The following is a 25,743-nucleotide window of genomic DNA, read 5'->3' on the forward strand; positions in this document are numbered from 1 at the left end:
GAGTGAGAGTGAGAAGAATACTTTTTGGACTGGTGATGATCTCTCCAGTACTTCACGCAGCAACCATACCTAACTTCGTCTGCACTGATATACGTGGTGGTAAGTGGCGAACGGATGAATCGTACTATACCCGTATGAGTATTGAACAAGTACCTACTTCTTATGAAATTTTCAAGTATGCAACTGATGAAAAACATAAGTACTACTCAGAAATCAATGTAGTTAACCATCCTGAAAAAGATGGTTATTATTACGGGAATTTGTACTCTAGTCCAGATGGGTTAGATAGTTTTGATTTGAAATGTGAGAAGACTAAATGAACAGAAAACAATTCATAATCAGTAATGGTGCAACATGTAATAACTGGACATGGAGTTGGTCATTCGTTAATCACGATAAAAAAATAGTAATCTTTGGTGCTTGGGATGTAGAGAGTGAACAGGAAAGATCAGTAATACTACGTGAGAGATGGGAAACAGTACTGACAAATGGAAAATATAGACGGCAACCCGGTTATACTCAAGCACTAGATCATATAAAACTAATAGAACAGGGTTATCAACTTTATACTTTTGATATGGTACATTCAGAAAGAGAAGACAACCCGAATGTATCAGTAATCGAAGGTTTTACTCCTGAGCTGAAAAAGAGATATCTGCGGAAAGAGGGAGAAACGTGGTACGCATATTATGACGCAAACCCATATCCTGATGATTTGAACACACAAGATAACTACATTGAAGGTGCGAAGAAGCGTATAACCGTGAATGCCTATGAACGTGATCCAAGAGCACGACAGGCTTGCATTGTTCGTCATGGTACTACGTGCAAAGGTTGTGGTTTCAATTTTGAGAAGGTCTATGGTGAACACGGAAAGGGCTTCATCCACGTACACCATATAAAACCGATACATACTCTTGGTGCGAATTATGAACTGGATCCAGAAGAACATCTAATACCCCTATGTCCCAACTGTCATGCTATGGTGCATAGAGGTGATGAAGTACTTAGTATTGAAGCACTAAGATTACTAATCAAGTCCTGATACAGCTATTTCTTTGGGCTGTACTCGAAATAATTTTTTAAGTACTTCCCATTTCGGAAGTACTTCTTAAACGTAGAAATAGATTTATCATAAGGTGTTTCTTCTGGTACATCTGAACTCCCATATAGATAGTTTTTATCTCTTATTAGAATTTCACATAGAAGGTGAATATCCATCGCAGCAAAGGGGCTGTTTTTTGATAATGGGTTGAAATCTTTAAATAACGGGTCGTTATCGTTTGGATAAAATTCTGGGGGGGTTCTAGATAAAATTTCTGATAAAACATTTGCTATATTAGATATTTTAGAGAATAAAACCTTGTTGATAGATGCAAAGTTATCATATTCCTGTTTTTTTCCCGGGAGCATACTCCAGCCATATGCCTCAAGACTGTCAATTAATCCTTCGACTTCACGAGTTATTTTTCTATTTTCTTTTAGTTTGTGTTTTAAATTGTCTAGATCTTGACTCAAGGTTTCTTTTAGATTGCTTTCTTCGTCTTCATTTTGGAATACACCATTTTTTCCGGAAATATAATTTTTGATATCAGTGTCTAATATGTTTATGACAGAGAGGTTTAAGGTTTTCTCTAATTGCGGTAGTAATTCAAGATTGATTTTCTTTGTTATTTCGTATCCATCCTTTTTAACCATATCAGAAAAATAATCTTTGGCGATTCTATAACCACCAAAAGCAACCAAAGCCATGAGTATATTGGCACCCGCACTAATCCAATCTGTTAATGAACCTAGTTCCATTTTCTTATCCGTGCTGTAGTAGAGAGTACTGATCAACAGCAGTACTACAAGAGTGAGTAGTACTATAACTAGTCCAATAATAATTCTATTTGCTAATTTCATTTTCATGATACTACTTCTTTTTATCAAGAAACTTGAAAAGTACTTCAATTTGAAGATTTGAAACATCTTCACACTTATTTTTTAAGTGGGAAAAATCATCAAGTTTATCTTTGATTGGTTTTGGTTCTGTTAGGTTGACGTTATAAGGACTACGTAAAGTCGAAATAAAGTTTAACATTGATAATGTCTGATTGGATAATACTTGATTAGGTTCAATTTTGTATCTTGAACAGCAAGCCAATAATTTTCGTGATTTCAGTATATCAGAAAGAATTTGATGATAGGAGGTTTCATATTTCTCAATCATAGAATCATTTGATTCCGCAGCCTCAGAAAGTGAAAAAACTCTATCTAACTGAAGGTAGGTATTCTCAAATTGTTCTATTACCTTCATTGCATACTCAAAACGTACTTCATTATGCTTTGACTCAAACCAATCAGGAGCTTTCTTATAAGCCATATAGGCTACGAATAAAGTACCGGCAGTACTTAAAGAGCTTATCCAATCAGTAATCATTTTCGTATCAAACCCACAGAGTATAGAAATTAGTAGTAACAGTACTGCAAGTAGTAGTGATATAACTAGCCCGATAATAATTCTATTTGTCCATTTCACCTTTATATCCTCAAAGAAAAGCCCCATAACCAAGGAGAAGAAACAGTTAGGGGGCTTTCTGTCAGTGTCGGCAATCACTGGTACATGATGTACAGAATCATGATAACTGTTACACCACTTCATGAAAAGATGCTAGAGTGCATAAACTGTACTAATCATAAGGATATGTAATGCAGATCATGCGAATGGAGTACGATGACTTAGCCTTGATGAGTGGTAAGGCAACTCTACATGTATATGGTCTAGGAACCTTCAAGGTGTTCAGTGGGCGAGAACGCTACATCAACAACCCGAACTGTACAGCTATCCCCGATTATGGGGCTATTCCCGTAGGGCAGTACTACATTGTTGATAGGCCACCGTCGAGTATTGGAAACACGATCAAGAACTTTGGCGGCGATCTGATCAACGGCACAAATCACAATGAATGGCTTGGATTGTTCAACTCAGAGACTATGAGTGATCACGTGTTCGTTAATGGCGTACAACGTGGTGGCTTTCGTTTGCATCCACTACGGCCAAATGGTTCAGGTGAATCGTGGGGGTGTATCACTTTCTTCAGTGTGCCAGACTTTCAAACAGTCCGCAGCCGTTTAATAAACACAAAGCAATCGCGTGTGCCTGGGTCTAGAAATGGGCTACTTGCATACGGACGTGTAGACGTAAGAGGGATATCCCGTTTTGAAAAATGCAATTAAAATCATTGTATATGTTGTACTGGCAGTACTGATCATTCGCTTTGTACATCCAGTAGGGTACATAGTGGGAACTCTTGCCGATTGGTCATATCATCTCATGTCATCGGAAGGGTTTGGATGGGTAGATAATGTAACCGAATGGGGAACAGACAACGTTTCACTTGCCGTAAGTATCTTTGCTGTTCTGATCATTGCTTGGATTCTTTCAGTACTGGTAAATATCATCAAGAAGGTATTAAGACTATGACTACTATTCGTTTATCAATACACCCAAGTCGTACTAAACAAAAACAGATGAGTTTGTGAACGCAATTAAAAATGAACTAAGTGAATGCAACGTTATATTTTCATTTGAGGGCGTAGTTGTTAGAGGGGAGAACTACCCAACGGTAGTAAAAAATATTTTAGCCCCCGGTGATGTTTATGATGACATTGAACAACGAATTGCAAAAGTAAGAGCCTTTCTGATAGCATAATAAGGTCCGGTGTACTAATAAAGGGCGTCACCCAAAGTAATGTATTAGTACTCCCGGACAAGCCAACCACCTGCACGTCTCACCACGCGATTTAATTCACACCGTCAATACTGTACAAAGGTTCTCTCAATGCTTAGAGCAATGGCTCGGTCTGCCTGCATCTTTAACTTGAGATAGGACATGCGTTATCATTTCCTTTGATGTGGAATACATTAGGCGTTCATATATTGAACAGAAAATAATGCAAGGATGACCAATGAAGAGAGCAATTGCATATATCGTATTGACTCTGATCTACTTTGTCGTACTGGCTGAAGTGGTTTTCAGGCGTCTATCAGAGGATACGTACTTAAAGGTGGCGAAGATCTCAAACCCACTAGGTTTAATGAGTTCATCGTTTGACTCTCTAATTGTCATGCTCATTTTATTGTCGATCGTTATTTCTTGGGTAACGATGCGTCTTATCTCAAAGCGTAGAGATTGATAGCTTAATAATGTCCGGTGCCCTAATAAAAGGGTATCTCAGGACTAATAAATTAGTATTACCGGAAAAATTACCTTTTCCTCCATTAGATTTTATTTATTGGAAGCCCCATTGAATAATGGTTCATCCATCGCAATCGTCTCCGATGCTGCCGGAGTGAGGAAGATTTTTCCGCTCACGCCGGGTTGTGCGGCATGCTGCAGCGCCGCTGCGTACTGATGCAAAGGATAAATCGCGGCGGGTGGGCGCAGCGCCAGCTGGCCGCGCCGCAGCAGCTGGAACAACTGATAAAACGCCATCTGCCATTGCGCCGGCGCCGCCTGTGCGTTCCATTTGCGCAGGTGGAACAGCGAAGCGCGCAGCTTTAACTCGTCCACCACGCGCCGCCAGTCTACCTGGCGGCCGCTCAGCAGGCCCAGCGCCACAAAATCGCCGCCGGAGCGCACCGCCCGCGCCAATTGCAATCCGTCTTCTCCACCGATGCAGTCGATGGCCGCACGGGCGCCAAAATTCGTCATTTCCACCAGCTGCGGCGCTTCGATAACGCGCCAGGCGCCGGCGGCCAGTAAAGCCTGGCGATGAGCGGCGTTGCGCACCACGACCGCCAGACGAATGCCGCGCAGCGCCGTCAGCTGCGCCAGCAGCAGGCTGACAGCGGAGCCGCCGCCGTTGAGCAGCAGTACGTCGCCGGCGTTGAGCGGCAGCCATTGCGTCAACAGCACCCAGCAGGTGAGCGGGTTGATATAGATTTGCGCTGCGCCAGCGTCGTCGATGTCGTCCGGCACCCAGATCACCCGATCCTCAGGCAGCGTGACGAAGGTTTGCCAACTGCCGTTACCCGCTACCGCCAGCGCGCGTCGGCCCGTTGAATGCCCATTCTGCGGATTGACGATGATGCCTACGCCTTCATATCCCGGCACCTGCGGCAGGGCGGTGCGGTGCGCGTATTGGCCGTGGATCGGGATCAGATCGGAAGGGTTGATCGGGGCATAGCGCATCTGCAATAACCGCTGCCCGGGGCGCAGCAGCGGTCTGCTCATCTGCTGCAATTCCAGCACCTGGGTGGGATCGCCGAAGCGGCTGAAGCTCAATCGGGGAAATAACGGCGGCATGGCTTACATGACGAAGAAGAAATAGACATCCAACGCCAGCAGCACCAGCCACAGACAAAGGTAAAGCACCAGGTGCTCCCGCACATTGTTGACGATAGCCGCCAGTATTCGGTTTAACATTTCAGCCGCCTGAAGAGAAGGACCCTTGATTATAGTCCTTTTCTCGGCGTCTTTTACAGCGCGCCGCGCGTGAGTGCTGGAAGAGCGGCGATAAAAAAGCCTGCGTTATCGCAGGCTTGATGTTATACCGCCAGCAGCGCCAGCGGCGTCGAATTGGTTGGCGTGCTCGGTGGATAGAAATAGCGCAGCACGTTATACAGCGAGTAGAACTCCAGCCGGTTGCGCGCGTTGATCTTCTCCGTGATGTGACGCTTGTGCACGTACACCGTATGCGAGCTGATCTGCAGCTTTTTCGCGATGCGGTAGTTCGGCATCTCCGCCATCCAATATTTCATTACCGTCAGTTCTTGCGGGCTGAACAGGGAACGCTCTTCGCCGTCATCGGCCAGCGCCAGCGGATTTTCGCGCAGCGTGCGTAAGGTGAGCGGCAGAATGCTTTTATTGAACAGAAAGGCATTATCGGCAATGCGCATTGGCGCTTCGCTGTAAGGATAAGGTGTATCGAGATAGATAAACAGCAAGGCGGACTGGCTGGCTTCCATAAATGCCTGCAGCTGTGCGTCCGCTTCGTTATAGCGGCATTGGTTGCTGAGGTTCACCAGAATGTGGCTCGGCTGAAAGCTGGCCAACAGCGGCGTAGCGTATTCAATGCTGTGGCAGCACTTGATCGTCGTAATCCCACTATCAGCAAAGTAGCTGGCTATACCGACCCGGGTGAAGCAGCATTCGTCCACGACAAGTAGTTTCATGGTGACGTCCTTGTTGAAAGCCGATGGAGCATATCTTCTGTAAAATAGGACTTACACTGCAAGTGTTCAATTCGGAAATTCAAATGCTGAATGCAAGAAATTTCCGTTATCAGAATTTTTACTTGGTATTTAAAAGAGTTAGCAGGTTAATAAATTGTAACCGGCAGATTTCGCTGTCCAGGGCGCGACGGGAACGTGGACAGCGAAATCCTTCGCTTAGCTGAATCGCTTCAGACCAAAGCTGGAGAGGTCAACCGGCGGCGCTTTGTCCTGCGCGAACAGCGCGGCGATCTCGCCCAGTGCGCTGGCGAACTTGAAGCCGTGGCCGCTCAAGCCGCTGATGACCATCAGGCGATCGCAATCCGGCAGGGTATCGATAATAAAATCTTCGTCGGGGCTCATATCATAACTGCAGGCTTCGCCGTGTAAACATACGCCTACACCCGGCAAAAATTGCCGCAGGAAGGAGAAAACTTCCGTGCCGTCGCTGGCGTAGCTACCGAAGGGTTTGCGCTGTTCGGGAGCATCCATCGGCTGGCCGCCGTCGTGTTTGCCCACTTTCAGGCCATCGTTATCCGCCGGGAAGCCGTAATAGTGCGTGCCGTCCTGCGCTTCGACGGTAAAGGCCGGGAAGCGATTGTTCACGCTGTAGCGGCCGTCCGCCTGATGCCAGGAGAATACCTTGCGCAATGGCGCGATAGGCAGCTGCGGCAACAGCGCTTTCACCCAGGTGCCTGCGGTGACCACCGCTTTTCGCGCCGTGAAACGCCCTTCGCCGGTGACGATCTCAACACCGCCATCAATGGGGTTCACCGCGCTGACCGGGCAGTTGAACAGCTGGCTGCAGCCGGCCTCTTTCGCCAGTTTGATCAGGCTGGCAACCGCCAGTTCGGAGCGCAGGAAGCCGGCGTCCGGCTCGAAGACGCCGACGTAACCTTCCGGCGCGCGGAATTCCGGCCAGCGTTGAGCGATCTGTTCGGCGCTGAGGGTTTGCGCATTCAGGCGAAACTTTTGCGCGCTCTGCTGAGCATTGCGAATGAATTCGGAGTGCTGCGGCCCCAGGTTGAGCACGCCGCACGACTGGAACAGTTCTTCACCGGATTGTTGAATCAGCGCATTCCACAGCGCCTGTGCGCGCAGCACCAGCGGCACGTACTTTTCACCTTCGCCGTAAGCGTGACGAATGATGCGGGTATCGCCGTGATGGCTGCCGTTGCGATGTGGAGGAATGGCGCTGTCGATCATCAGCGCTTTCAAGCCGGCCCGGGTAGCGTAATACCCTGCCGCCGCGCCGACTGAACCGCTGCCCACCACGATCAAATCATATTCCACGTGCCCACCCTCTCTGATAGCAATTGCTTATCGCCCCATGATAAAAGGTTGGCGAGCGCAATGCACTGATTGAACGGTGAAAGGCAAAGAAAAAGGCGCCGGGAACGGTCACGGCGCCTTAGGGTTAGGGGACGATGAATCAATGTTTTCTGCGATCAAGATCCTGGTAATCCGTAGCTTCAATCTTGGCGATGCCGGCCTCTAAAATATTGATTAATTGACGGGCGACATCTGTAGTCAGCCAAAGCGTTCGGTCTACTTGGGCTTCTTCGGGCGTTTGGTCTAGTGAAGACAGGTAATGAAGGCGTATCATCATGGCGTCGTAAACGTCGACAGTACTGATATCCCAACCGACAAGCGGGTGCGTCTGAATTACTTCATCATTTCTGTCCATAAAGACCCCTTATTGAGTAGTAACTACCGTGAGTGACTAACGAGGATCAATGCGGCTCATCATCATGAGAGCAATTACAGTATACGCATCCGCTTTCATCGGTGGAGAGGGTTGTCACCGAAATTTGCAAAATAAATATTTATTTGAACAATTATTCTACAAATTTGTATGTGCAGCAGCGGATGAGCAGAGCGCAGCGCGTTATTCCGCGTCGGCAGGCGGCGATGCGCCATGCAGACATTTTTCCAGCTCTTCGGCCAAATGGGCGAAATGCTTTTGCGTTTCGGCATCGCGATTCTGGCTGTGCGATTCCAGCTTCAGGCTGTGGATCAGCCGTTGGTTGGCTTTGTCATCCAGGCTGAAGGCCAGATAAGAAAAAGCCACTTCCAGTACGTTCAAGCGCCTTTTCTGATCGGCTATCAGCGCCAGCAGTTCGCCAAACGTCATTGCGTCTTCGGATTTCACCTTGTCCGGGGCCATGCTTACTCCTTTGCGTTAAATACAGCGCTGAGGCGGATTTTGTTCCAGAGTAAGGGTAAGCGATGAATGGACAGGGCGCCAGAAACAAAAAAGCCGGAGAGCGACCCCCGGCAAAAACAGCATTGCAGTGTTATTCTGCGCTAAACCATTCGTCTGCGCTTTCCCAGGTTTCCTGAAGGATTTCCTCGATCAGATCCCGGTCGGTTTTGGCGCCCCCCAGCACGGAGAGCCCGTTGGCGCCGGCATAACGTACGTGCACGACGGCGTCTGGAAACTGGCGGTTGACCCGCTTGCCCAGTTCTCCGGTCAGCGCCTCAATGGCGCCCGCCGGCAGCGGCCGGGTTTTATCTATAGTGACTTCAACACGCATAATTGCCCCCGAAGCGATTCACTGTTTATTTATACAGTTAACCAAGTGCGGGGGCAAGAGGGCGAAGCAAAAATATCAGTCTTTCAGCGACCAGTTCAGGGTTTCACCCGCCAGGAAGGGGATCACGGATTCATTGCCGAGGGCGATCTCTTCCGGCTGGGTGGTTGGCACGCGCTGCAGTTCGATGAAGTCTTCGTTGAGCGGCAGGCCATAGAAGCGCGGGCCGTTGAGCGAGCAGAAGGCTTCAAAGTGCTCCAACGCGCCGAGTTGTTCGAACACGGCGGCGTAAGCCGGGATGGCATTCGGCGCGTTGAAGCAACCGGCGCAGCCACAGCTGGACTCTTTACGGTGCTTGAGGTGCGGCGCGGAGTCGGTGCCAAGGAAGAAGCGGTCCGAGCCGCTGGCCACCGCCTGACGCAGCGCCTCCTGGTGGACATTGCGCTTGAGGATCGGCAAGCAGAACAAGTGTGGGCGAATGCCACCGACCAGCATGTGGTTACGGTTGAACATCAGGTGCTGCGGCGTGATGGTGGCGCCGAGGAAACGATTGCCTGCCTGCACATATTGCGCCGCTTCCTTGGTGGTGATGTGCTCGAAGACGATCTTCAGCTCAGGGAAATGCTGGCGAATCGGTTCCATCACCTGTTCGATAAAGCGCGCCTCGCGGTCGAAGATATCGACGGCGGGATCGGTCACTTCGCCGTGGATCAGCAAAGGCATGCCGATTTTTTGCATCTGCTCGAACAACGGGTAAATGCCGGTCACGTCGCTGACGCCGTGGCTGGAGTTGGTGGTGGCGTTGGCCGGATACAGCTTGGCGGCAGTAAACACCCCTTGCTCGAAGCCGTTGACCAGTTCACTGGCCGCCAGGGAGTTGGTCAGGTAGCAGGTCATCAGCGGAGTGAAGTTGTGCCCCTGCGGGACCGCCGCCAGAATGCGATCGCGGTAGGCGCGCGCGGCGGCTACGGTCGTTACGGGCGGAACCAGGTTCGGCATCACGATCGCCCGGCCAAATACCTGACTGGTATAGGGCACCACCGTTTTCAGCATTTCATCGTCACGCAGGTGGATATGCCAGTCGTCTGGGCGGCGGATTTTCAGAACTTGAGGTTGTGCGGTCATCTAGCTAGGCTCCGGCGGTCAAATACGTCTAATGAAAAGCGAATAATGGGTTTATTCACGCCGGGGTGTAAGGATAAGCGGAAAGTGCCGCAGATGCATCTGTTTGTTGCCGACAAGTTGAAATCAATAGCGCGGCGGGCGCATAGTAACCGGGATTTCAACGATGCCGACGCCAATACCGTCGACCTTCATCAAGTGGAAAGGGAGAAAGCAATGGAAGTACGCGTTATCGCCACCCTGCAAGCGAAAGCGGGATTTGAAGCCGCCGTCAGCGAAGCGGTGCACGACATTATCGAGCCGAGCCGCCAGGAGTTGGGCAACCTGCAATATGACTTGCATCGCGATCTGGAAAAGCCGGGTGTTTTCGTGTTCTTTGAGCGTTGGGCCAGCAGCGAAGCGCTGGATAAGCATAATGAGACGGCGCATTTTCAGCAGTTCGTCAGCCGGCTTGACGGCAAGCTGGATGTTCTGGACATCAAAAAACTGAAGAAGATCGCCTGAGTATTTTACAGGCAAGAAAAAACCCGCCGATGGCGGGTTTTTTTAGGGGTGCAGATTAACTTATTCGTTAACCGGCTGCGGTTTGGTGGCCGGCGCGGTTGCCTGGCTCACCGCCGAATGGCCGCCTGCGGAGCCTTTGCCTTCGAAGTTGAAGGAAGGGCGCTGCCAGTCGCTGTGCTTGCGTTCTTCCGGTACATAGGCTGGTGCCGGCGCTTTGGTCATCGGTGCAGTGGCGATGTGTTTGTACAGCACGTTCTGCACGGCTTTCACCGGCGCCGGCTGCTGAGCAACCACTGGCGCAGGGGCTGTTTCCACCGGAGCGGCTTCCACGGCTGCCGCCGTAGGTGCAGCTTCTACCACTGGCGTTTCTTTCGCTGGCGTGGCTTCTACCGGCGCAGTTTCGACCACAGGCTCGTCCTCGACCGACTTAGCTTCAACTACAGGCTCTGCAGCAACGGTTTCAACTACCGGCTCGGCTTCCACTGCCGGGGCAGTCTCTTCCACTTTCGGCTCTTCAACCGCGGCTTCCGCCGGCGCCGGGGTTTCCTCGGCCGGGATAGCAACGGCAGGCGCTACGGCTGCAGCTTCTTCCGTGACGGTGACGGCGGCAGTTTCAACGGCGGCTTCTGGTGCCGGTTCGTTGACGCTGGCCGCGGCCTGGGTTTCTTCCACGGCAACGTTGTGTTGTTCAACCGCTGCGGCGACAACCGGTGCCTGCTCTACGGCTTCGGTCTGCACTTCGGCTTCTTCAACCTGAGCGACCGGGTAGCTTACCCAGACTTTGCCCGATGCCATTTCCGGCGAAGCGAAGGCACCCGCCAGCGGCATTGGAGATTGCAGCGGGTAACGCTCATCGCGGTAACGACGGCGGCGCTGGCCGCTGACGCGCAGGTGGCGCGGTGAACGGCGGGAACGGCGCGGCATGCCTTCGCCGTTGCCGCGGCTTTCGCCCTGGGCATCGTCTTCCGGCTGTGCGGCAACGGTTTCCGGCAGCAGCTTGACGCTGTCGTCGGCGGTCGGCTGCGCGTCTTCGGCTTTCGCTACCGGCGCTTTCGGCGCCAACAGCTCTTCCGCTGCGCGCTGCAGCTCTTCTTCGGCAGACAGGATACGCACTTTCTGCGTCAGCGTGCGGCGCTGACGGCGCTGCATGTTCTGCTGCTGGCGTTCTTCCTGCTCTTCGTCGGTGCTCTCGACCGCTTCAACGCTTTCCAGCGCTTTCACTTCCTGCTGAGCCTGACGTTTCTCTTCCTGACGGCGACGCTGGCGTTCAGCGCGCTGCTCACGGCGTTGCTGCTGATCTTCGCGCGGCGCTTTAGCGCTTTCTTCCGAAGCGGTTTCCTCCGCTACCGGCGCGTTCTGCTGCTGGTTGCGGCGGTTACGGCGCTGCTCATCGCGGGACTCACGCGATTCACGGCCTTCACGGTTCTCACGCGGTTCACGGTTGTCGCGCTCGCGATTGTCACGGCCTTCACCGCGCTCTTTACGCTCGCCGCGTTCCGGACGTTCGCCACGCTCACCGCGCTCTTTACGGCCGGTACCTTGGCGGCGCTGACCGCGACGATCCTGACGACGGTTTTCACCGTTGCCTTCCGCTTTCGGCGTTTCGGCCGGTTTGGCTTCTTCGACGGCAGGTTGTTCTTCACCGGCGAACAGGCTCTTCAGACCACCGAACAGGCGGCCCAGGAAGCCCGGCTTGGCGGCGACCGGCGCTGCGGCTTTCGCCTTGGCGGCGGCAGCGACAGGTTTGGCCACGGCGACGGGCTCTTCAGCCGGCGGCGGCGCATCGGCGGACAGCGAGAAGGAAGCCAGGGCCGGTTGCTCCGGACGCTTGCGTTCCATCGGCGCATCTTCCAGCGGGCGCTCCATGTCTTCTTCGTGCAGCTTCGGCAGCAGGTAGCTGAGGGTGGAAGTCTCTTCGCCCTTGCGCACGCGCAGCACAGAGTAGTGTGGAGTTTGCATCTGATCGTTCGGCACGATGACGGCTTTCACGCCGCCCTGGCGTTTTTCGATCGCGCTGACGGATTCGCGCTTTTCGTTCAGCAGGTACGAAGCGACCTGAACCGGCACGATAGCGTGAACTTCTTTGGTGTTTTCCTTCAGCGCTTCTTCTTCGATCAGGCGCAGAATGGACAGCGCCAGCGATTCGTTGTCGCGAATGGTGCCGGTGCCGTTACAGCGTGGGCACACGTGGTGGCTGGACTCGCCCAGCGACGGGCTGAGGCGCTGACGTGACATTTCCAGCAGGCCGAAGCGGGAGATGCGGCCGATTTGGATGCGCGCGCGGTCTTGGCGCACGGCGTCACGCAGGCGGTTTTCCACTTCGCGTTGGTGGCGTACCGGCGTCATGTCGATGAAGTCGATGACGATCAGGCCGCCGAGGTCGCGCAGGCGCAGCTGGCGAGCGATCTCGTCCGCCGCTTCCAGGTTGGTGTTGAACGCCGTCTCTTCGATGTCGCCGCCGCGGGTTGCGCGCGCGGAGTTGATATCGATGGCGGTCAGCGCTTCGGTGCTGTCGATGACGATCGAGCCGCCGGACGGCAGGCGCACTTCGCGCTGGAAGGCGGATTCGATCTGCGATTCGATCTGGTAGTGGCTGAACAGGGGAATTTCACCGCTGTACAGTTTGATTTTGCTGCTGAAATCCGGGCGACCCAGCGCAGCGATGTGCTCTTTGGCCAGATCGAGAATTTTCGGGTTGTCGATCAGGATTTCGCCGATGTCCGGGCGCAGGTAGTCGCGGAAGGCGCGCACGATAACGTTGCTTTCCTGGTGGATCAGGAACGGCGCAGGGCGGCCTTCGGCGGCTTTTTTAATCGCTTCCCAGTGCTTCAGACGGAAGGAAAGATCCCACTGCAGCGCGTCGGCGGATTTGCCTACGCCCGCGGTGCGAACGATCAGACCCATGCCGTCCGGTAGCTGCAGCGAAGAGAGCGCTTCTTTCAGCTCGGTGCGATCGTCACCCTCAATGCGGCGAGAAATACCGCCGGCGCGCGGGTTGTTCGGCATCAACACCAGATAGCTGCCCGCCAGGCTGATGAAGGTGGTCAAGGCGGCGCCTTTGTTGCCACGTTCTTCTTTGTCTACCTGAACAATGACTTCCTGGCCTTCGCGCAGCACATCTTTGATGTTCGGGCGACCATGGGAAGAGTAATTGCTAGGGAAGTATTCGCGGGCGATTTCTTTAAGGGGGAGGAAACCATGTCGTTCTGCGCCGTAATCCACGAACGCTGCTTCAAGACTTGGTTCAATGCGGGTGATTTTGCCTTTGTAAATATTCGCTTTTTTCTGCTCATGACCCGGACTTTCGATATCCAAATCATACAGCCGCTGTCCATCTACGAGGGCAACACGCAACTCTTCCTGCTGAGTTGCGTTAATCAACATTCTTTTCATCTTAACTTACTCGTTATTTTTACATTATCGACAAAGCTGCGGGCAAAATAACCTCATGGCCGGAGTTAAACCGAAAGCCCCGTGTCTTCTCGCAAAGTCGTCAACCTCACGGTTGTCGCCTGCATAGGGGCGCATTATCTCGGTAAGCCTGCTTTTCTTTGTGAAAGACAGCACTTTTACTAGGGGAATAGCCTCTGATTTACGTCGACAGATCTGATTCCATTTGCCGGCCAAGCTGCAACCCGCAGCCCGCTAATTGTTTGATTTCGCATTACGTCTTACGCCATTGCTGCGTTTTTGCGCGATCAGACAAATTTTATAATTCCACCGTTTTCCCTGTTTAACGAGAATCAACGCGGAAAGTGACTGCATTATTCCACTGCTGATGCCGTTATAGCAAGGTGACTTTTCCTTAACTGCGGAAGAAATCGCAAACGTTCAAATCGGCTTGCTGCCTTATTGTCCGCTGGGGTTTCGCCCGCCGTCAGAGAGACAGTTAAGCACAGAAAAAGATGTGGCGCTATTCACGCGCTCTATTTAGAATCCCGCACCATGAAAACGAACAATCCAGCAGTACAATTCATCACGATTTCCGACGACGAAGCCGGTCAGAGAATCGACAACTTTCTGCTCGCTCGCCTGAAAGGCGTGCCGAAGAGCATGATTTATCGCATCGTGCGCAAAGGCGAGGTGCGGGTTAATAAAGGGCGCATCAAGGTCGAATACAAATTGGCGGCCGGCGACGTGGTGCGCGTGCCGCCGGTGCGCGTGGCCGAGCGCGAAGAGGCGCCGGTGTCGGCGAAGCTGGATAAGGTGGCGGCGCTGGCCGACTGCATTCTGTATGAAGATGACCACCTGCTGATCCTCAACAAGCCTTCCGGCACCGCGGTGCACGGCGGCAGCGGCCTGAGCTTCGGCGTGATTGAAGGGCTGCGCGCGCTGCGCCCGGAAGCCCGCTTCCTCGAGCTGGTGCACCGTTTGGATCGCGATACCTCCGGCGTGCTGTTGGTGGCCAAGAAGCGTTCCGCGCTGCGTTCGCTGCATGAGCAACTGCGGCTGAAGGGCATGCAGAAGGATTATCTGGCGCTGGTGCGCGGCCAGTGGCAATCGCACTGCAAGGCCGTACAGGCGCCGCTGCTGAAAAACATTCTGCAAAGCGGCGAACGTATCGTGCGCGTCAACAGCGAAGGCAAGCCTTCGGAAACCCGCTTCAAGGTGGAGGAGCGTTACGAATTCGCCACCCTGGTGAAGGCCAGCCCGATCACCGGGCGTACTCACCAGATCCGCGTGCACACTCTGCATGCCGGGCACCCGATCGCCTTTGACGATCGCTACGGCGACCGCGAGTTCGATCGTCAACTGGCGGGCACCGGCCTGAAGCGCCTGTTCCTGCACGCTGCGGCGCTGCGCTTTGAGCATCCGGCCACCGGCGAAATGATGCGCATCGAAGCGCCGATGGACAAAGAACTGCGCCACTGCCTGCAGGTGCTGCGCCGGCAGGCGGCCAAGTAATCCACGTCACACCAGCGGGTTGATGCCTTCAGCCCGCAACATGTCCAACAGCGCGATCAACGGCAGGCCGATCAGGGCGTTCGGATCCCGGCCTTCCAGCCTGTCGAACAGCGCGATCCCCAATCCCTCGCTCTTGAAACTGCCTGCGCAGTTCAGCGGTTGCTCCAGACGCACATAGGCGGCTATCTCCGCTTCGCTTAGCGCGCGAAAATGCACGTGAAACGGCTCGCACAAGGCTTGCAGCTGCTTGCTGCGGCCGTTGTACAGCGCCAGGCCGGTATAGAAAGTCACGGCCTGGCCGCTGGCCTGCCGCAGCTGCGCGCGGGCGTTTTCCTCGGTATGGGGCTTGCCGGTGATGTTGCCATCGATCACGCAGACCTGATCGGAGCCGATGATCAGATGCTCGGGATAGGCGAGGGCCAACGCCTGAGCCTTCGCCGCCGCCAGGCGCAGCACCAGCGCTTCGGCGCTTTCGCCGGGTAAGGGGGTTTCATCCACCTCCGGCGCGGCGCAGTCGAACGGCAGCTGCAGCTTCTCCAGCAGCATTTTTCGATAGGGGGAGGTGGAGGCTAAAAGCAATCTCTGCATAATTTTTTTCGCAAACCGTAGCGTAAATGGGTACGGCATTTTAAACTGTCGGCCGCTGTGGAAGCGAATATTGGTGAAAGGAGCCGTTTTACGGCCTTTTTCTTTGACTCTATGTCGTTACAAAGTTAATATGCGCGCCCTATGCAAAAGGTAAAATTACCCTTGACCATTGATGCGGTACGTACCGCTCAGAAACGCCTGGACTATGCTGGTGTCTATGCGCCTGAGCAGGTTACTCGTGTTGCCGACTCCGTGGTCAGTGTGGACAGTGATGTCGAGGTGTCGTTGTCGTTCAATATCGACAATCAACGCCTCGCGGTGATAACAGGGCATGCGGACGTCACGGTAACGTTGATGTGCCAACGCTGTGGAGTCCCGTTCGAACATCAGGTTCACACAACATATTGTTTTAGCCCGGTCGTCAATGATGAGCAGGCTGAGGCATTACCGGAAGCGTACGAACCGATCGAAGTTGACGAGTTTGGCGAAGTCGATCTGTTGGCAATGATTGAAGACGAAATTATTCTTTCACTGCCTGTCGTTCCGGTACATGAATCTGAACACTGTGAAGTGTCCGAAGCGGACATGGTATTTGGTCAACTGCCTCCTGAGGCGGAGAAACCGAATCCGTTTGCCGTATTAGCCAGTTTAAAGCGTAAGTAATTGAGGAGTAAGGTCCATGGCCGTACAACAAAATAAACCAACCCGTTCCAAGCGTGGCATGCGTCGTTCTCACGATGCTCTGACCACGACTACTCTGTCTGTAGACAAAGTATCCGGTGAAACTCACCGTCGTCACCACATCACTGCCGACGGTTTCTACCGCGGTCGCAAGGTTATCGGCTAAGTAGCGATACCTTGACTCGTCTAACCCTGGCGTTAGATGCAATGGGCGGGGACTTCGGTCCCTGCGTCACAGTGCCTGCTTCGTTGCAGGCACTGGCCTCTAATTTACAGCTTCATCTCCTGCTGGTCGGCAATCCCGACGTCATCTCTCCCTTGCTTGCCCACGCCGATCCGGTTCTTCTGGAGCGTCTGCAAGTCGTGCCCGCCGAGTCCGTGATCGCCGGCGACGCCAAACCTTCACAAGCGATACGCGCCAGCCGCGGCACGTCGATGCGCATTGCGCTCGAGCAACTCAGCAGCGGAAACGCGCAGGGGTGCGTCAGCGCCGGCAATACCGGTGCGCTGATGGGATTGGCGAAGCTGTTGGTCAAGCCGCTGGAAGGCATCGAGCGCCCGGCGCTGATGACGGCGATCCCGAACCAGCAACGCAGCAAAACCGTGGTGCTGGATCTGGGCGCCAACGTTGAGTGCGACAGCACCATGCTGGTGCAGTTTGCCGTGATGGGTGCGGTGATGGCGGAAGAGGTGATCGGCATTGCGCAACCGCGGGTGGCGCTGCTGAATATTGGCGAAGAAGAGACCAAAGGCCTGGATAATATCCGCGAAGCGGCCGCTGTGCTAAAAAATACTCCGGCAATCAACTATATTGGTTACCTGGAAGGAAACGAACTGCTCACCGGCAAGACCGACGTGTTGGTTTGTGATGGCTTCGTGGGCAACGTCACCCTGAAAACCATGGAAGGGGTGGTCAGGGTGTTCTTATCGCTGCTGAAATCGTCCGGCGACGGAAACAAGCGAGCGTGGTGGCTGAAATTGTTGGGCCGTTGGTTGCAAAAACGGGTGGTTAAGCGGTTCGGCCACCTGAACCCCGACCAGTATAATGGCGCATGTCTGTTAGGATTGCGCAGCACCGTAGTCAAGAGCCACGGCGCTGCGAACCCTCACGCGTTTGCAGTCGCAATCGAACAGGCTGTGCAGGCGGTGCAGCGGCAAGTCCCGGAAAGGATTGCTGCGCGCCTTGAGGCTGTATTACCTAAGAGTGACTGATCGTACATGTATACAAAGATTCTCGGTACGGGGAGTTATTTGCCCGTACAAGTGCGCACCAATGCTGATTTGGAAAAAATGGTGGATACCTCTGACGAGTGGATCGTCACGCGTACCGGTATCCGCGAACGTCGCATCGCCGCCGCGGATGAAACCGTTGCGACGATGAGCTTCCAGGCCGCTGAGAACGCGCTGGAAATGGCAGGTGTGGCTAAAGAAGACATTGGGCTTATCATCGTGGCGACCACCACGACCACTCACGCGTTCCCGAGCGCGGCGTGCCTGGTGCAGCAAATGCTGGGCATCAAAGACTGCGCGGCGTTCGATCTGGCTGCGGCCTGCGCCGGCTTTACTTATGCGCTCAGCGTGGCCGATCAGTACGTGAAAAACGGCGCGGTCAAACATGCGCTGGTTATTGGCGCGGACGTCTTGTCGCGCACGCTGGATCCTGAAGATCGCGGCACCATCATTCTGTTTGGTGATGGCGCAGGGGCGGTGGTGCTGGGGGCGTCTGAAGAGCCGGGCATTCTGTCTACCCATCTGCATGCCGACGGCAGCTACGGCAACCTGCTGACGCTGCCTTACAAGGATCGTCAGAATCAAGACAAGCCGGCCTATGTCACCATGGCGGGCAACGAAGTCTTCAAGGTTGCGGTCACCGAGCTGGCGCGCATCGTCGACGAGACGCTGCAGGCCAACAACATGGATCGCAGCGAGCTGGATTGGCTGGTGCCGCACCAGGCCAACCTGCGCATCATCAGCGCAACGGCGAAAAAACTGGGCATGGGGATGGACAAAGTGGTGGTGACGCTCGATCGTCATGGCAACACCTCTGCCGCCTCGGTGCCTTCCGCACTGGACGAAGCCGTGCGCGACGGGCGAATTCAGCGTGGTCAACTGGTGCTGTTGGAAGCTTTCGGCGGCGGCTTTACCTGGGGCTCGGCGCTGGTTCGTTTCTGATTTGGACAGGAAGAAAAAATGACGCAATTTGCTTTTGTTTTCCCGGGCCAGGGGTCGCAGACCGTTGGCATGCTGGCCGAGTTGGCCGCACAGTTCCCGATCGTCGAAGAAACCTTCGGCGAGGCTTCTTCCGCCCTGGGTTACGACCTGTGGCAGCTGGTGCAGCAAGGTCCGGCGGAAGAACTGAACAAAACCTGGCAGACCCAACCGGCTCTGTTGGCCGCCTCGGTGGCGATTTTCCGCGTTTGGCAGCAGCAGGGCGGTAAAGCGCCTGCGCTGATGGCGGGCCACAGCCTGGGCGAGTACTCGGCGCTGGTCTGCGCCGGCGTGCTGGACTTCAAGGCGGCGATCCGTCTGGTCGAGCTGCGCGGCAAGCTGATGCAGGAAGCGGTGCCGGAAGGCACCGGCGCGATGTACGCCATCATCGGTCTGGACAACGACGCGATCGCCAAGGCGTGTGAAGAGTCCGCGCAGGGGCAGGTGGTTTCTCCGGTCAACTTCAACTCGCCGGGCCAGGTGGTTATCGCCGGCAACAAAGAAGCGGTTGAACGTGCAGGCGCCGCCTGTAAAGCGGCCGGCGCCAAACGTGCGCTGCCGCTGCCGGTGAGCGTGCCTTCGCACTGCGCGCTGATGAAGCCGGCCGCCGACAAGCTGGCCGTGGCGCTGCAGGACATCACCTTCAACGCGCCTCAGGTGGCGGTGGTGAACAACGTCGACGTGCGCACCGAAAACGATCCTGAAGCGATCCGCAGCGCGCTGGTGCGTCAGCTGTACAGCCCGGTGCGTTGGACCGAGAGCGTAGAATTTATCGCAGCACAGGGAGTGACGTCGCTGCTGGAAGTGGGGCCGGGCAAAGTGCTGACCGGTCTGACTAAACGTATTGTTGACACCCTGACGGCTGCGGCGGTGAACGACACCGCCAGCCTGTCGGCGGCGCTTGAACAATAAAGAGGAAAATGATGAGCTTCGAAGGTAAAATCGTTCTGGTCACCGGCGCGAGCCGCGGTATTGGCCGAGCCATTGCAGAAACGTTTGTAGCACGCGGCGCCAAAGTGATCGGCACCGCGACCAGCGAGAGCGGCGCTGAAGCGATCAGCGGCTACCTGGGCGCAAACGGCAAAGGGTTTATGTTGAACGTTGTTGATGCGCAATCTATCGACAGCGTGCTGGCATCTATTCGCGCCGAATTTGGCGAAATCGACATTTTAGTGAATAATGCCGGCATCACGCGTGATAACCTGCTGATGCGTATGAAGGATGATGAGTGGGAGGATATCCTCGACACCAACCTGACTTCCGTATTCCGCCTGTCAAAAGCGGTAATGCGCGCTATGATGAAAAAGCGGTTTGGCCGTATCATCACCATCGGTTCCGTTGTCGGCACCATGGGGAACGCAGGGCAGGCGAACTACGCGGCGGCTAAAGCCGGTCTGATTGGTTTTAGCAAATCTTTGGCACGTGAAGTTGCTTCGCGTGGCATTACGGTCAACGTCGTGGCACCTGGCTTTATTGAGACGGACATGACACGGGCGTTGACAGATGATCAACGCGCAGGCATTTTGTCATCAGTTCCAGCCAACCGGCTGGGCGATGCTAAAGAAATCGCCAGCGCTGTTGCATTTTTGGCCTCTGATGAGGCCGGCTATATCACCGGTGAAACGTTACATGTCAATGGCGGCATGTACATGATTTAAAAAATGTGAAAACCATTTGCGTTATTTGAGGCAAAAACCGCAAAATAGCGTAAAATCGTGGTTTGACCAGCCGGGATTTAGTTGCATCTTTTTCAGCATTTTATACACTACGAAAACCATCGCGAAAGCGAGTTTTGATAGGAAATTTAAGAGTATGAGCACTATCGAAGAACGCGTTAAGAAAATCATTGTTGAGCAACTGGGTGTTAAACAGGAAGAAGTTTTGAACAACGCTTCTTTCGTTGAAGATCTGGGCGCTGATTCTCTTGACACCGTTGAGCTGGTAATGGCACTGGAAGAAGAATTCGACACCGAGATTCCAGACGAAGAAGCTGAGAAGATCACTACTGTTCAGGCAGCTATTGATTTCATCAACGCTAGCCAGCAGTAAGAGAACATATCTAGGCGGTCGTTCGACCGCCTAAGTTTTTTCTATCCCTAGTGTCATATTTTTCCCTCCCTGGAGGACAAACGTGTCTAAGCGTCGAGTAGTTGTGACCGGACTGGGCATGTTGTCTCCTGTCGGCAATACGGTAGAGTCCACGTGGAACGCTCTTCTTGCCGGTCAGAGTGGCATCAGCCTGATCGACCATTTCGATACCACTGCCTATGCGACCAAGTTTGCTGGCCTGGTAAAGAATTTTAATTCTGAGGATTTCATCTCTCGCAAAGATGCGCGCAAGATGGACGCCTTTATCCAGTACGGTATCGCTGCCGGCATGCAAGCCATGCAGGATGCAGGTCTGGACATCACCGAGGCTAACGCCACCCGCATTGGAGCCGCGATCGGTTCCGGCATCGGCGGCCTGGGTTTGATTGAAGAAAACCACAGTTCACTGGTTAACGGTGGCCCACGGAAAATCAGTCCGTTCTTCGTGCCATCCACCATCGTGAATATGATTGCAGGCCACCTGACAATCATGTACGGCATGCGTGGCCCAAGCATTTCCATCGCCACCGCCTGTACTTCAGGTGTGCACAATATCGGCCATGCGGCGCGCATCATTGCCTACAATGATGCGGACGTGATGTTGGCCGGTGGGGCAGAGAAAGCCAGCACCCCATTGGGCGTCGGCGGCTTTGGCGCAGCGCGCGCCCTGTCCACCCGTAATGACAATCCGCAGGCGGCGAGCCGTCCGTGGGATAAAGACCGCGACGGCTTCGTGCTGGGCGACGGCGCCGGCATGATGGTGCTCGAAGAGTACGAACACGCGAAAAAACGCGGCGCGAAAATCTACGCCGAAGTGGTTGGCTTTGGGATGAGCAGCGATGCTTATCACATGACGTCGCCACCGGAAAACGGCGCAGGCGCTGCGCTGGCGATGGAAAATGCCCTGCTTGACGCCGGTGTGACCCCGTCACAAATCGGTTACATCAATGCGCACGGCACCTCTACGCCGGCGGGCGACCAGGCGGAAGCGCAGGCGGTGAAATCCGTGTTCGGCGCCGATGCAGAGCGTGTGCTGGTGAGCTCGACCAAATCGATGACCGGCCACCTGTTGGGGGCGGCAGGCGCGATCGAGTCCATCTTCACCGTGCTGGCGCTGCGCGATCAGGCGGTACCGCCAACCATCAACCTGGATAACCCGGATGAAGGTTGCGATCTGGACTTCGTGCCTCACGAAGCGCGCCAGGTCAGCGATATGGAGTACACCCTGTGTAACTCCTTCGGCTTCGGCGGCACCAACGGCTCGCTGATCTTCCGCCGAGTGTAACTCGCGCTGTCGAACGCTGATGAAAGCCCGGTTTTTTAACCGGGCTTTTTTACGCCTGGCGTCCGGCCGTCAGCAGGGCTGCGTATTGCCTCGCCGCCTGCTATTCTGCGAGCGTAATGAAATAACCCGGCAACAGGAGGAAGCATGTACTGGATTAACGGACAACGCCACGACGCGCTGGCGCCGAGCGATCGCGGCCTGCAGTTCGGCGATGGCTGTTTTACGACTGCCCGGGTTATCGACGGTAAAATCGAGCTTTTGCCCTGGCATCTGGAGCGGCTGAAGCAAGCGGCGCAGAGGCTGATGCTGCCCGCCACCGATTGGGCGGCTTTCGAGCGCGAGATGGCGCTGGCGGCCGAATCAATTCCGCTCGGCGTGGTCAAAGCGATACTGACGCGCGGCAGCGGTGGGCGGGGTTACAGCCCGACCGGGTGCGAGAACCCGACGCGCATTGTTGCCCGCAGCAGCTACCCTGCGCACTATTTGCAGTGGCGCGAGCAGGGCATTACGCTTGCGCTCAGCCCGGTGGCGCTGGCGCGCAATCCGCTGCTGGCGGGGTTGAAGCATTTGAACCGCCTGGAGCAGGTGCTGATCCGCGCGCATCTTGACCAGACGGGCGCCGACGAGGCGCTGGTGCTTGACACTGCCGGCATGCTGGTGGAATGCTGTGCGGCTAATTTGTTCTGGCGTAAGGGAAAAGCGGTATTTACCCCGGATCTGAGCCAGGCGGGCGTCGCGGGCCTGATGCGGCGGCGAGTGATCGCGCTGCTGGCGGGCTCGGAATACCGTCTGCATTGCGTCAGTGAACCGCTGGAGACGCTGGCCGATGCCGACGAAGTCCTGGTGAGCAATGCACTGATGCCGTTGCTGCCGGTAAACGCTGCACAATCATGGCGTTATGCTTCGCGTCAGCTGTATGATTTTTTGCGTCCACACTGTTAACCATGGCTAATTGATGAAGAAAAGAAAGCTGAAGGTCCTGTCTGTTATTGTTGTTCTGGCATTGGCGCTGCTGTTTTGGGGCTATCAGAAGATCGAACGCTTTGCCGATACGCCGCTGGCCATCCAGCAAGAGACCATCTTCAAACTGCCGGCCGGCACTGGCCGGGTAGCGCTCGAAGGGTTACTGGTGCGCGACAAATTGGTGCACAATGGCCGCTGGTTCCAGTGGCTGCTGAAGCTGGAGCCGGAGCTGGCGGAATTTAAAGCCGGTACCTACCGGTTCACGCCGGGCATGACGGTGCGTCAGATGCTGAAACTGTTGGCCAGCGGCAAAGAGGCACAGTTCACCGCACGCTTTATCGAAGGCTCACGCCTGCGTGACTGGCAGCAGGTGTTGCAGCAGTCCAAATACCTGAAACACACCCTGGCGGGCAAGAGCGAAGCGGAGATCGCCGCTGCGCTCGGCATCCCTGCGGGAGAAACCCCGGAAGGGCATTTGTACCCGGATACCTATCAGTATACCGCCGGCATGAGCGACATCGCGTTGCTCAAACGCGCGCACGTGCGCATGAACAAAGCGCTGCAGGCCGCCTGGGCCGGCCGCGACACCAGCCTGCCGTACAAAACGCCGGAGGAGCTGCTGACCATGGCTTCGATCGTCGAGAAAGAGACCGCGGTCCCGGAAGAGCGCAGCAAGGTGGCGTCGGTGTTCGTCAACCGCTTGCGTATCGGCATGCGTCTGCAGACCGATCCGACGGTGATCTACGGCATGGGCGAAAGCTATAATGGCAACATCACGCGCAAGGATCTGGAGACGCCGACGCCTTATAACACCTATGTGATCGCCGGCCTGCCGCCAACGCCGATCGCCATGCCGGGTGAGGCCTCGTTGCAGGCGGCTGCCAATCCGGCCAAAACGCCTTATCTCTATTTTGTCGCTGACGGCAAGGGTGGGCATACCTTCACCACCAATCTGGCGAGCCATAACCAGGCGGTGCGCGTGTACCGTCAGGCGTTAAAGGAAAAGAATGAAAAGTAAATTCGTTGTTATCGAAGGGCTGGAAGGCGCGGGCAAGACCACCGCGCGCGATACGGTGGTCAATGTGTTGCGCGAACACGGCGTCAGCGACATCGTCTTCACCCGTGAACCCGGCGGCACGCCGCTGGCGGAGAAACTGCGCGATCTGTTCAAGCGCGGCATCGACGGCGAATTGCCGACCATCAAGGCCGAAGTATTGATGCTGTACGCCGCGCGCGTGCAGCTGGTGGAAACAGTGATTAAACCGGCTCTGGCGCGCGGCGCCTGGGTGGTGGGCGATCGCCACGATCTCTCTTCACAGGCTTACCAGGGCGGTGGCCGTGGCGTAGATCCGCAGCTGATGGCCTCGCTGCGCGACACCGTGCTGGGGGATTTCCGCCCGGATCTGACGGTTTATCTCGATCTGCCGCCGCTGGTCGGCCTGCAACGCGCACAGGCGCGCGGCCAGCTGGATCGCATTGAACAGGAGGCGCTGCCGTTCTTCGAACGCACCCGCGCGCGCTATCTCGAGCTGGCGGCGCAGGATGAAACCATCGTCACCGTTAACGCTGCCCAGCCGCTGGAGCAGGTGACGGCGGCGATCCGCGACTGCGTCGGCCACTGGTTGCGGCAGCAGGAAGGCGCATAATGAACTGGTATCCGTGGCTGAATGGCCCTTATCGCCAGCTGATTGGGCAGTACGCCGAGGGGCGCGGCCATCATGCGCTGCTGCTGCACGCGGCGCCGGGCAACGGTGACGATGCGCTGACCTATGGCCTGAGCCGTTGGTTGATCTGTCAGCAGCGCAACGGCGAAAAAAGCTGCGGCGAGTGTCACAGCTGTCGGCTGATGCTGGCGGGCAACCACCCGGATTATCACGTGCTGGCGCCGGAAAAGGGCAAGAGCAGCCTGGGCATCGAACCGATCCGCCAGGTGATTGAAACGTTGTATGCCCACGCGCAGCAGGGCGGCGCCAAGGTGATTTGGCTGCCGCAGGCGGAACAGCTGACCGAGGCGGCGGCCAACGCGCTGCTTAAAACGCTGGAAGAGCCGCCGGAGAAAACCTATTTCCTGCTGGGTTGCCGTGAGCCGTCGCGGCTGATGGCGACGCTGCGCAGCCGCTGCCTGTACTGGCATTTGGCCAGCCCGGAGGAGCAGCTCAGCCTGCAGTGGCTGGGCCGACAGGCGGCCGGCTCTCAGACGGACCGCCTCACGGCGCTGCGCCTGCACGACGGCGCGCCGCTGGCCGCCGAACAGCTGTTGCAGCCACAGCAGTGGCAGCAGCGCAGCGCGCTGTGTGCCGCGTTGAGCGCCGCGCTGCCGCAGCGCGATATGCTGTCGCTTCTGCCGGTGCTGAACCATGAAGACGTCGCTGAGCGCCTGCACTGGCTGTGCGCGCTGCTGGTGGACGCCATGAAGTGGCAGCAAGGCGCGCATCACTATGTATTGAATCAGGATCAGCAACCGCTGGTGCATCAGCTGGCCAGCCTGCTGAGCAGCGCCTCGCTGCAGCAGATCGTGCAGCAGTGGCTGAACTGCCGTCACCAGCTGCTCAGCGTGGTGGGCGTTAACCGCGAGCTGCTGCTGACCGAACGGTTACTTCGCTGGGAACAGATGCTTGGCGCCGCCGGCTATTCCCACCCTCACTCGCTGTAAAGTTAAAGAGTTA

General features: G+C 55.2%; 30 protein-coding genes. 18 read left to right on the top strand and 12 right to left on the bottom strand.

The genetic code is table 11. The annotated features are described in order from the left end of the window. Window positions 1-8 precede the first annotated feature (8 nt). Window positions 9-320 (top strand): hypothetical protein, encoded by a 312-nt coding sequence (locus MMS95_RS06765; RefSeq protein ID WP_172574621.1) that lies wholly within the window; start codon window positions 9-11, stop codon window positions 318-320. Continuing rightward, window positions 317-1,045 (top strand): HNH endonuclease, encoded by a 729-nt coding sequence (locus MMS95_RS06770; protein WP_172574622.1) that lies wholly within the window; start codon window positions 317-319, stop codon window positions 1,043-1,045. Before MMS95_RS06765 ends, MMS95_RS06770 begins: the two co-directional genes overlap by 4 nt. 5 nt (window positions 1,046-1,050) lie before the next feature. Here the strand turns inward: MMS95_RS06770 and MMS95_RS06775 are convergent, their stop codons facing one another. Together MMS95_RS06775 and MMS95_RS06780 are read right to left on the bottom strand one after the other, a co-directional pair. After that, a complete protein-coding gene (locus MMS95_RS06775) occupies window positions 1,051-1,911 on the bottom strand; it encodes a hypothetical protein (RefSeq protein WP_242141507.1) in 861 nt (286 codons plus the stop codon). Between the two features lie 4 nt (window positions 1,912-1,915). Next, on the bottom strand, window positions 1,916-2,521 hold the full coding sequence (locus MMS95_RS06780) for a hypothetical protein (RefSeq protein ID WP_172574624.1): 606 nt from the start codon (window positions 2,519-2,521) through the stop codon (window positions 1,916-1,918). 170 nt (window positions 2,522-2,691) lie between these two features. On the opposite strand from MMS95_RS06780, the gene MMS95_RS06785 reads away from it, so the two are divergent. Next, window positions 2,692-3,219, top strand: a complete 528-nt coding sequence (locus MMS95_RS06785; protein WP_172574625.1) for a DUF2778 domain-containing protein — start codon at window positions 2,692-2,694, stop codon at window positions 3,217-3,219. Continuing rightward, a complete protein-coding gene (locus MMS95_RS06790) occupies window positions 3,203-3,466 on the top strand; it encodes a hypothetical protein (protein WP_172574626.1) in 264 nt (87 codons plus the stop codon). The genes MMS95_RS06785 and MMS95_RS06790 overlap by 17 nt, the downstream gene beginning before the upstream one ends. Window positions 3,467-4,271: 805 nt before the next feature. Here the strand turns inward: MMS95_RS06790 and MMS95_RS06795 are convergent. From MMS95_RS06795 to pyrC, 8 genes are all read right to left on the bottom strand, one after another. Continuing rightward, the gene (locus MMS95_RS06795) at window positions 4,272-5,291 is read right to left on the bottom strand and encodes a zinc-dependent alcohol dehydrogenase family protein (protein WP_172574628.1); all 1,020 of its coding nucleotides are present in this window, start codon (window positions 5,289-5,291) and stop codon (window positions 4,272-4,274) included. Between the two features lie 3 nt (window positions 5,292-5,294). Next, on the bottom strand, window positions 5,295-5,411 hold the full coding sequence (locus tag MMS95_RS06800; RefSeq protein ID WP_004927822.1) for a DUF2770 family protein: 117 nt from the start codon (window positions 5,409-5,411) through the stop codon (window positions 5,295-5,297). Between the two features lie 122 nt (window positions 5,412-5,533). Next, on the bottom strand, window positions 5,534-6,160 hold the full coding sequence (locus MMS95_RS06805; RefSeq protein WP_015377442.1) for a LuxR C-terminal-related transcriptional regulator: 627 nt from the start codon (window positions 6,158-6,160) through the stop codon (window positions 5,534-5,536). Between the two features lie 216 nt (window positions 6,161-6,376). Then, entirely contained in the window at window positions 6,377-7,492 is a 1,116-nt protein-coding gene (solA, locus tag MMS95_RS06810) for an N-methyl-L-tryptophan oxidase (RefSeq protein WP_085058616.1), read from the bottom strand. Between the two features lie 139 nt (window positions 7,493-7,631). Next, window positions 7,632-7,886 carry a biofilm formation regulator BssS gene (gene bssS / locus MMS95_RS06815; RefSeq protein WP_004927812.1) on the bottom strand — a complete coding sequence of 85 codons (255 nt, stop codon included), beginning with the start codon at window positions 7,884-7,886 and terminating at the stop codon, window positions 7,632-7,634. A gap of 201 nt (window positions 7,887-8,087) precedes the next feature. Further along, window positions 8,088-8,366 carry a hypothetical protein gene (locus MMS95_RS06820; RefSeq protein ID WP_004927809.1) on the bottom strand — a complete coding sequence of 93 codons (279 nt, stop codon included), beginning with the start codon at window positions 8,364-8,366 and terminating at the stop codon, window positions 8,088-8,090. A 130-nt stretch (window positions 8,367-8,496) separates the two neighbouring features. Then, on the bottom strand, window positions 8,497-8,736 hold the full coding sequence (dinI, locus tag MMS95_RS06825; RefSeq protein WP_015377444.1) for a DNA damage-inducible protein I: 240 nt from the start codon (window positions 8,734-8,736) through the stop codon (window positions 8,497-8,499). Between the two features lie 75 nt (window positions 8,737-8,811). Further along, the gene (pyrC, locus tag MMS95_RS06830; protein WP_004927803.1) at window positions 8,812-9,858 is read right to left on the bottom strand and encodes a dihydroorotase; all 1,047 of its coding nucleotides are present in this window, start codon (window positions 9,856-9,858) and stop codon (window positions 8,812-8,814) included. A 213-nt stretch (window positions 9,859-10,071) separates the two neighbouring features. On the opposite strand from pyrC, the gene MMS95_RS06835 reads away from it, so the two are divergent. Then, window positions 10,072-10,359 carry a putative quinol monooxygenase gene (locus MMS95_RS06835; protein WP_015377446.1) on the top strand — a complete coding sequence of 96 codons (288 nt, stop codon included), beginning with the start codon at window positions 10,072-10,074 and terminating at the stop codon, window positions 10,357-10,359. Window positions 10,360-10,419: 60 nt separating this feature from the next. On the opposite strand, the gene rne is transcribed toward MMS95_RS06835, so the two are convergent. Then, window positions 10,420-13,752, bottom strand: a complete 3,333-nt coding sequence (gene rne / locus MMS95_RS06840) for a ribonuclease E (RefSeq protein ID WP_156865492.1) — start codon at window positions 13,750-13,752, stop codon at window positions 10,420-10,422. Between the two features lie 552 nt (window positions 13,753-14,304). Between rne and rluC the strand changes: the two genes are divergently transcribed. Then, window positions 14,305-15,264, top strand: coding sequence for a 23S rRNA pseudouridine(955/2504/2580) synthase RluC (gene rluC / locus MMS95_RS06845; RefSeq protein WP_156865493.1), 960 nt, complete (start codon window positions 14,305-14,307; stop codon window positions 15,262-15,264). A 6-nt stretch (window positions 15,265-15,270) separates the two neighbouring features. On the opposite strand, the gene MMS95_RS06850 is transcribed toward rluC, so the two are convergent. Then, on the bottom strand, window positions 15,271-15,852 hold the full coding sequence (locus tag MMS95_RS06850) for a nucleoside triphosphate pyrophosphatase (RefSeq protein WP_004927784.1): 582 nt from the start codon (window positions 15,850-15,852) through the stop codon (window positions 15,271-15,273). Between the two features lie 141 nt (window positions 15,853-15,993). On the opposite strand from MMS95_RS06850, the gene yceD reads away from it, so the two are divergent. The 12 genes from yceD to holB all read left to right on the top strand — a co-directional run bounded on the left by yceD (window position 15,994) and on the right by holB (window position 25,730). Continuing rightward, window positions 15,994-16,515 (top strand): 23S rRNA accumulation protein YceD, encoded by a 522-nt coding sequence (gene yceD, locus MMS95_RS06855; protein WP_004927780.1) that lies wholly within the window; start codon window positions 15,994-15,996, stop codon window positions 16,513-16,515. A 16-nt stretch (window positions 16,516-16,531) separates the two neighbouring features. Next, window positions 16,532-16,699: a 50S ribosomal protein L32 gene (rpmF, locus tag MMS95_RS06860; protein ID WP_004927778.1), complete on the top strand. Its 168-nt coding sequence runs from the start codon at window positions 16,532-16,534 to the stop codon at window positions 16,697-16,699. 11 nt (window positions 16,700-16,710) lie between these two features. Further along, a complete protein-coding gene (gene plsX, locus MMS95_RS06865; RefSeq protein WP_004928717.1) occupies window positions 16,711-17,745 on the top strand; it encodes a phosphate acyltransferase PlsX in 1,035 nt (344 codons plus the stop codon). A gap of 6 nt (window positions 17,746-17,751) precedes the next feature. Next, on the top strand, window positions 17,752-18,705 hold the full coding sequence (locus tag MMS95_RS06870; protein WP_028128023.1) for a beta-ketoacyl-ACP synthase III: 954 nt from the start codon (window positions 17,752-17,754) through the stop codon (window positions 18,703-18,705). A gap of 18 nt (window positions 18,706-18,723) precedes the next feature. After that, window positions 18,724-19,653, top strand: a complete 930-nt coding sequence (gene fabD / locus MMS95_RS06875; protein WP_048322887.1) for an ACP S-malonyltransferase — start codon at window positions 18,724-18,726, stop codon at window positions 19,651-19,653. A gap of 11 nt (window positions 19,654-19,664) precedes the next feature. Continuing rightward, window positions 19,665-20,399 (top strand): 3-oxoacyl-ACP reductase FabG, encoded by a 735-nt coding sequence (gene fabG, locus MMS95_RS06880; protein WP_004928729.1) that lies wholly within the window; start codon window positions 19,665-19,667, stop codon window positions 20,397-20,399. A 154-nt stretch (window positions 20,400-20,553) separates the two neighbouring features. Beyond that, window positions 20,554-20,790, top strand: coding sequence for an acyl carrier protein (acpP, locus tag MMS95_RS06885; protein WP_004719003.1), 237 nt, complete (start codon window positions 20,554-20,556; stop codon window positions 20,788-20,790). Between the two features lie 82 nt (window positions 20,791-20,872). Beyond that, window positions 20,873-22,114, top strand: a complete 1,242-nt coding sequence (gene fabF / locus MMS95_RS06890; RefSeq protein WP_004928734.1) for a beta-ketoacyl-ACP synthase II — start codon at window positions 20,873-20,875, stop codon at window positions 22,112-22,114. A 144-nt stretch (window positions 22,115-22,258) separates the two neighbouring features. Beyond that, the gene (gene pabC / locus MMS95_RS06895) at window positions 22,259-23,056 is read left to right on the top strand and encodes an aminodeoxychorismate lyase (RefSeq protein WP_033633354.1); all 798 of its coding nucleotides are present in this window, start codon (window positions 22,259-22,261) and stop codon (window positions 23,054-23,056) included. A 13-nt stretch (window positions 23,057-23,069) separates the two neighbouring features. Continuing rightward, the gene (gene mltG / locus MMS95_RS06900; protein ID WP_103085690.1) at window positions 23,070-24,095 is read left to right on the top strand and encodes an endolytic transglycosylase MltG; all 1,026 of its coding nucleotides are present in this window, start codon (window positions 23,070-23,072) and stop codon (window positions 24,093-24,095) included. Then, a complete protein-coding gene (tmk, locus tag MMS95_RS06905; protein ID WP_033633352.1) occupies window positions 24,085-24,723 on the top strand; it encodes a dTMP kinase in 639 nt (212 codons plus the stop codon). The genes mltG and tmk overlap by 11 nt, the downstream gene beginning before the upstream one ends. After that, entirely contained in the window at window positions 24,723-25,730 is a 1,008-nt protein-coding gene (gene holB / locus MMS95_RS06910; protein ID WP_156865494.1) for a DNA polymerase III subunit delta', read from the top strand. Before tmk ends, holB begins: the two co-directional genes overlap by 1 nt. Window positions 25,731-25,743 lie beyond the last annotated feature (13 nt).

This window comes from Serratia sp. PGPR-27 (assembly GCF_022678525.1).
GTDB lineage: Bacteria > Pseudomonadota > Gammaproteobacteria > Enterobacterales > Enterobacteriaceae > Serratia > Serratia nematodiphila.

What these genes read in the sequence shown, in the direction of transcription:
- MMS95_RS06770 (WP_172574622.1), top strand. Translation starts at nt 317, where the DNA reads ATGAACAGAAAACAATTCATAATCAGTAATGGTGCAACATGTAATAAC.
- MMS95_RS06775 (WP_242141507.1), bottom strand. Translation starts at nt 1,911, where the DNA reads ATGAAAATGAAATTAGCAAATAGAATTATTATTGGACTAGTTATAGTA.
- MMS95_RS06785 (WP_172574625.1), top strand. Translation starts at nt 2,692, where the DNA reads ATGCAGATCATGCGAATGGAGTACGATGACTTAGCCTTGATGAGTGGT.
- MMS95_RS06795 (WP_172574628.1), bottom strand. Translation starts at nt 5,291, where the DNA reads ATGCCGCCGTTATTTCCCCGATTGAGCTTCAGCCGCTTCGGCGATCCC.
- MMS95_RS06800 (WP_004927822.1), bottom strand. Translation starts at nt 5,411, where the DNA reads ATGTTAAACCGAATACTGGCGGCTATCGTCAACAATGTGCGGGAGCAC.
- MMS95_RS06805 (WP_015377442.1), bottom strand. Translation starts at nt 6,160, where the DNA reads ATGAAACTACTTGTCGTGGACGAATGCTGCTTCACCCGGGTCGGTATA.
- bssS (WP_004927812.1), bottom strand. Translation starts at nt 7,886, where the DNA reads ATGGACAGAAATGATGAAGTAATTCAGACGCACCCGCTTGTCGGTTGG.
- MMS95_RS06820 (WP_004927809.1), bottom strand. Translation starts at nt 8,366, where the DNA reads ATGGCCCCGGACAAGGTGAAATCCGAAGACGCAATGACGTTTGGCGAA.
- dinI (WP_015377444.1), bottom strand. Translation starts at nt 8,736, where the DNA reads ATGCGTGTTGAAGTCACTATAGATAAAACCCGGCCGCTGCCGGCGGGC.
- pyrC (WP_004927803.1), bottom strand. Translation starts at nt 9,858, where the DNA reads ATGACCGCACAACCTCAAGTTCTGAAAATCCGCCGCCCAGACGACTGG.
- MMS95_RS06835 (WP_015377446.1), top strand. Translation starts at nt 10,072, where the DNA reads ATGGAAGTACGCGTTATCGCCACCCTGCAAGCGAAAGCGGGATTTGAA.
- rne (WP_156865492.1), bottom strand. Translation starts at nt 13,752, where the DNA reads ATGAAAAGAATGTTGATTAACGCAACTCAGCAGGAAGAGTTGCGTGTT.
- rluC (WP_156865493.1), top strand. Translation starts at nt 14,305, where the DNA reads ATGAAAACGAACAATCCAGCAGTACAATTCATCACGATTTCCGACGAC.
- MMS95_RS06850 (WP_004927784.1), bottom strand. Translation starts at nt 15,852, where the DNA reads ATGCAGAGATTGCTTTTAGCCTCCACCTCCCCCTATCGAAAAATGCTG.
- yceD (WP_004927780.1), top strand. Translation starts at nt 15,994, where the DNA reads ATGCAAAAGGTAAAATTACCCTTGACCATTGATGCGGTACGTACCGCT.
- rpmF (WP_004927778.1), top strand. Translation starts at nt 16,532, where the DNA reads ATGGCCGTACAACAAAATAAACCAACCCGTTCCAAGCGTGGCATGCGT.
- MMS95_RS06870 (WP_028128023.1), top strand. Translation starts at nt 17,752, where the DNA reads ATGTATACAAAGATTCTCGGTACGGGGAGTTATTTGCCCGTACAAGTG.
- fabD (WP_048322887.1), top strand. Translation starts at nt 18,724, where the DNA reads ATGACGCAATTTGCTTTTGTTTTCCCGGGCCAGGGGTCGCAGACCGTT.
- fabG (WP_004928729.1), top strand. Translation starts at nt 19,665, where the DNA reads ATGAGCTTCGAAGGTAAAATCGTTCTGGTCACCGGCGCGAGCCGCGGT.
- acpP (WP_004719003.1), top strand. Translation starts at nt 20,554, where the DNA reads ATGAGCACTATCGAAGAACGCGTTAAGAAAATCATTGTTGAGCAACTG.
- pabC (WP_033633354.1), top strand. Translation starts at nt 22,259, where the DNA reads ATGTACTGGATTAACGGACAACGCCACGACGCGCTGGCGCCGAGCGAT.
- mltG (WP_103085690.1), top strand. Translation starts at nt 23,070, where the DNA reads ATGAAGAAAAGAAAGCTGAAGGTCCTGTCTGTTATTGTTGTTCTGGCA.
- tmk (WP_033633352.1), top strand. Translation starts at nt 24,085, where the DNA reads ATGAAAAGTAAATTCGTTGTTATCGAAGGGCTGGAAGGCGCGGGCAAG.
- holB (WP_156865494.1), top strand. Translation starts at nt 24,723, where the DNA reads ATGAACTGGTATCCGTGGCTGAATGGCCCTTATCGCCAGCTGATTGGG.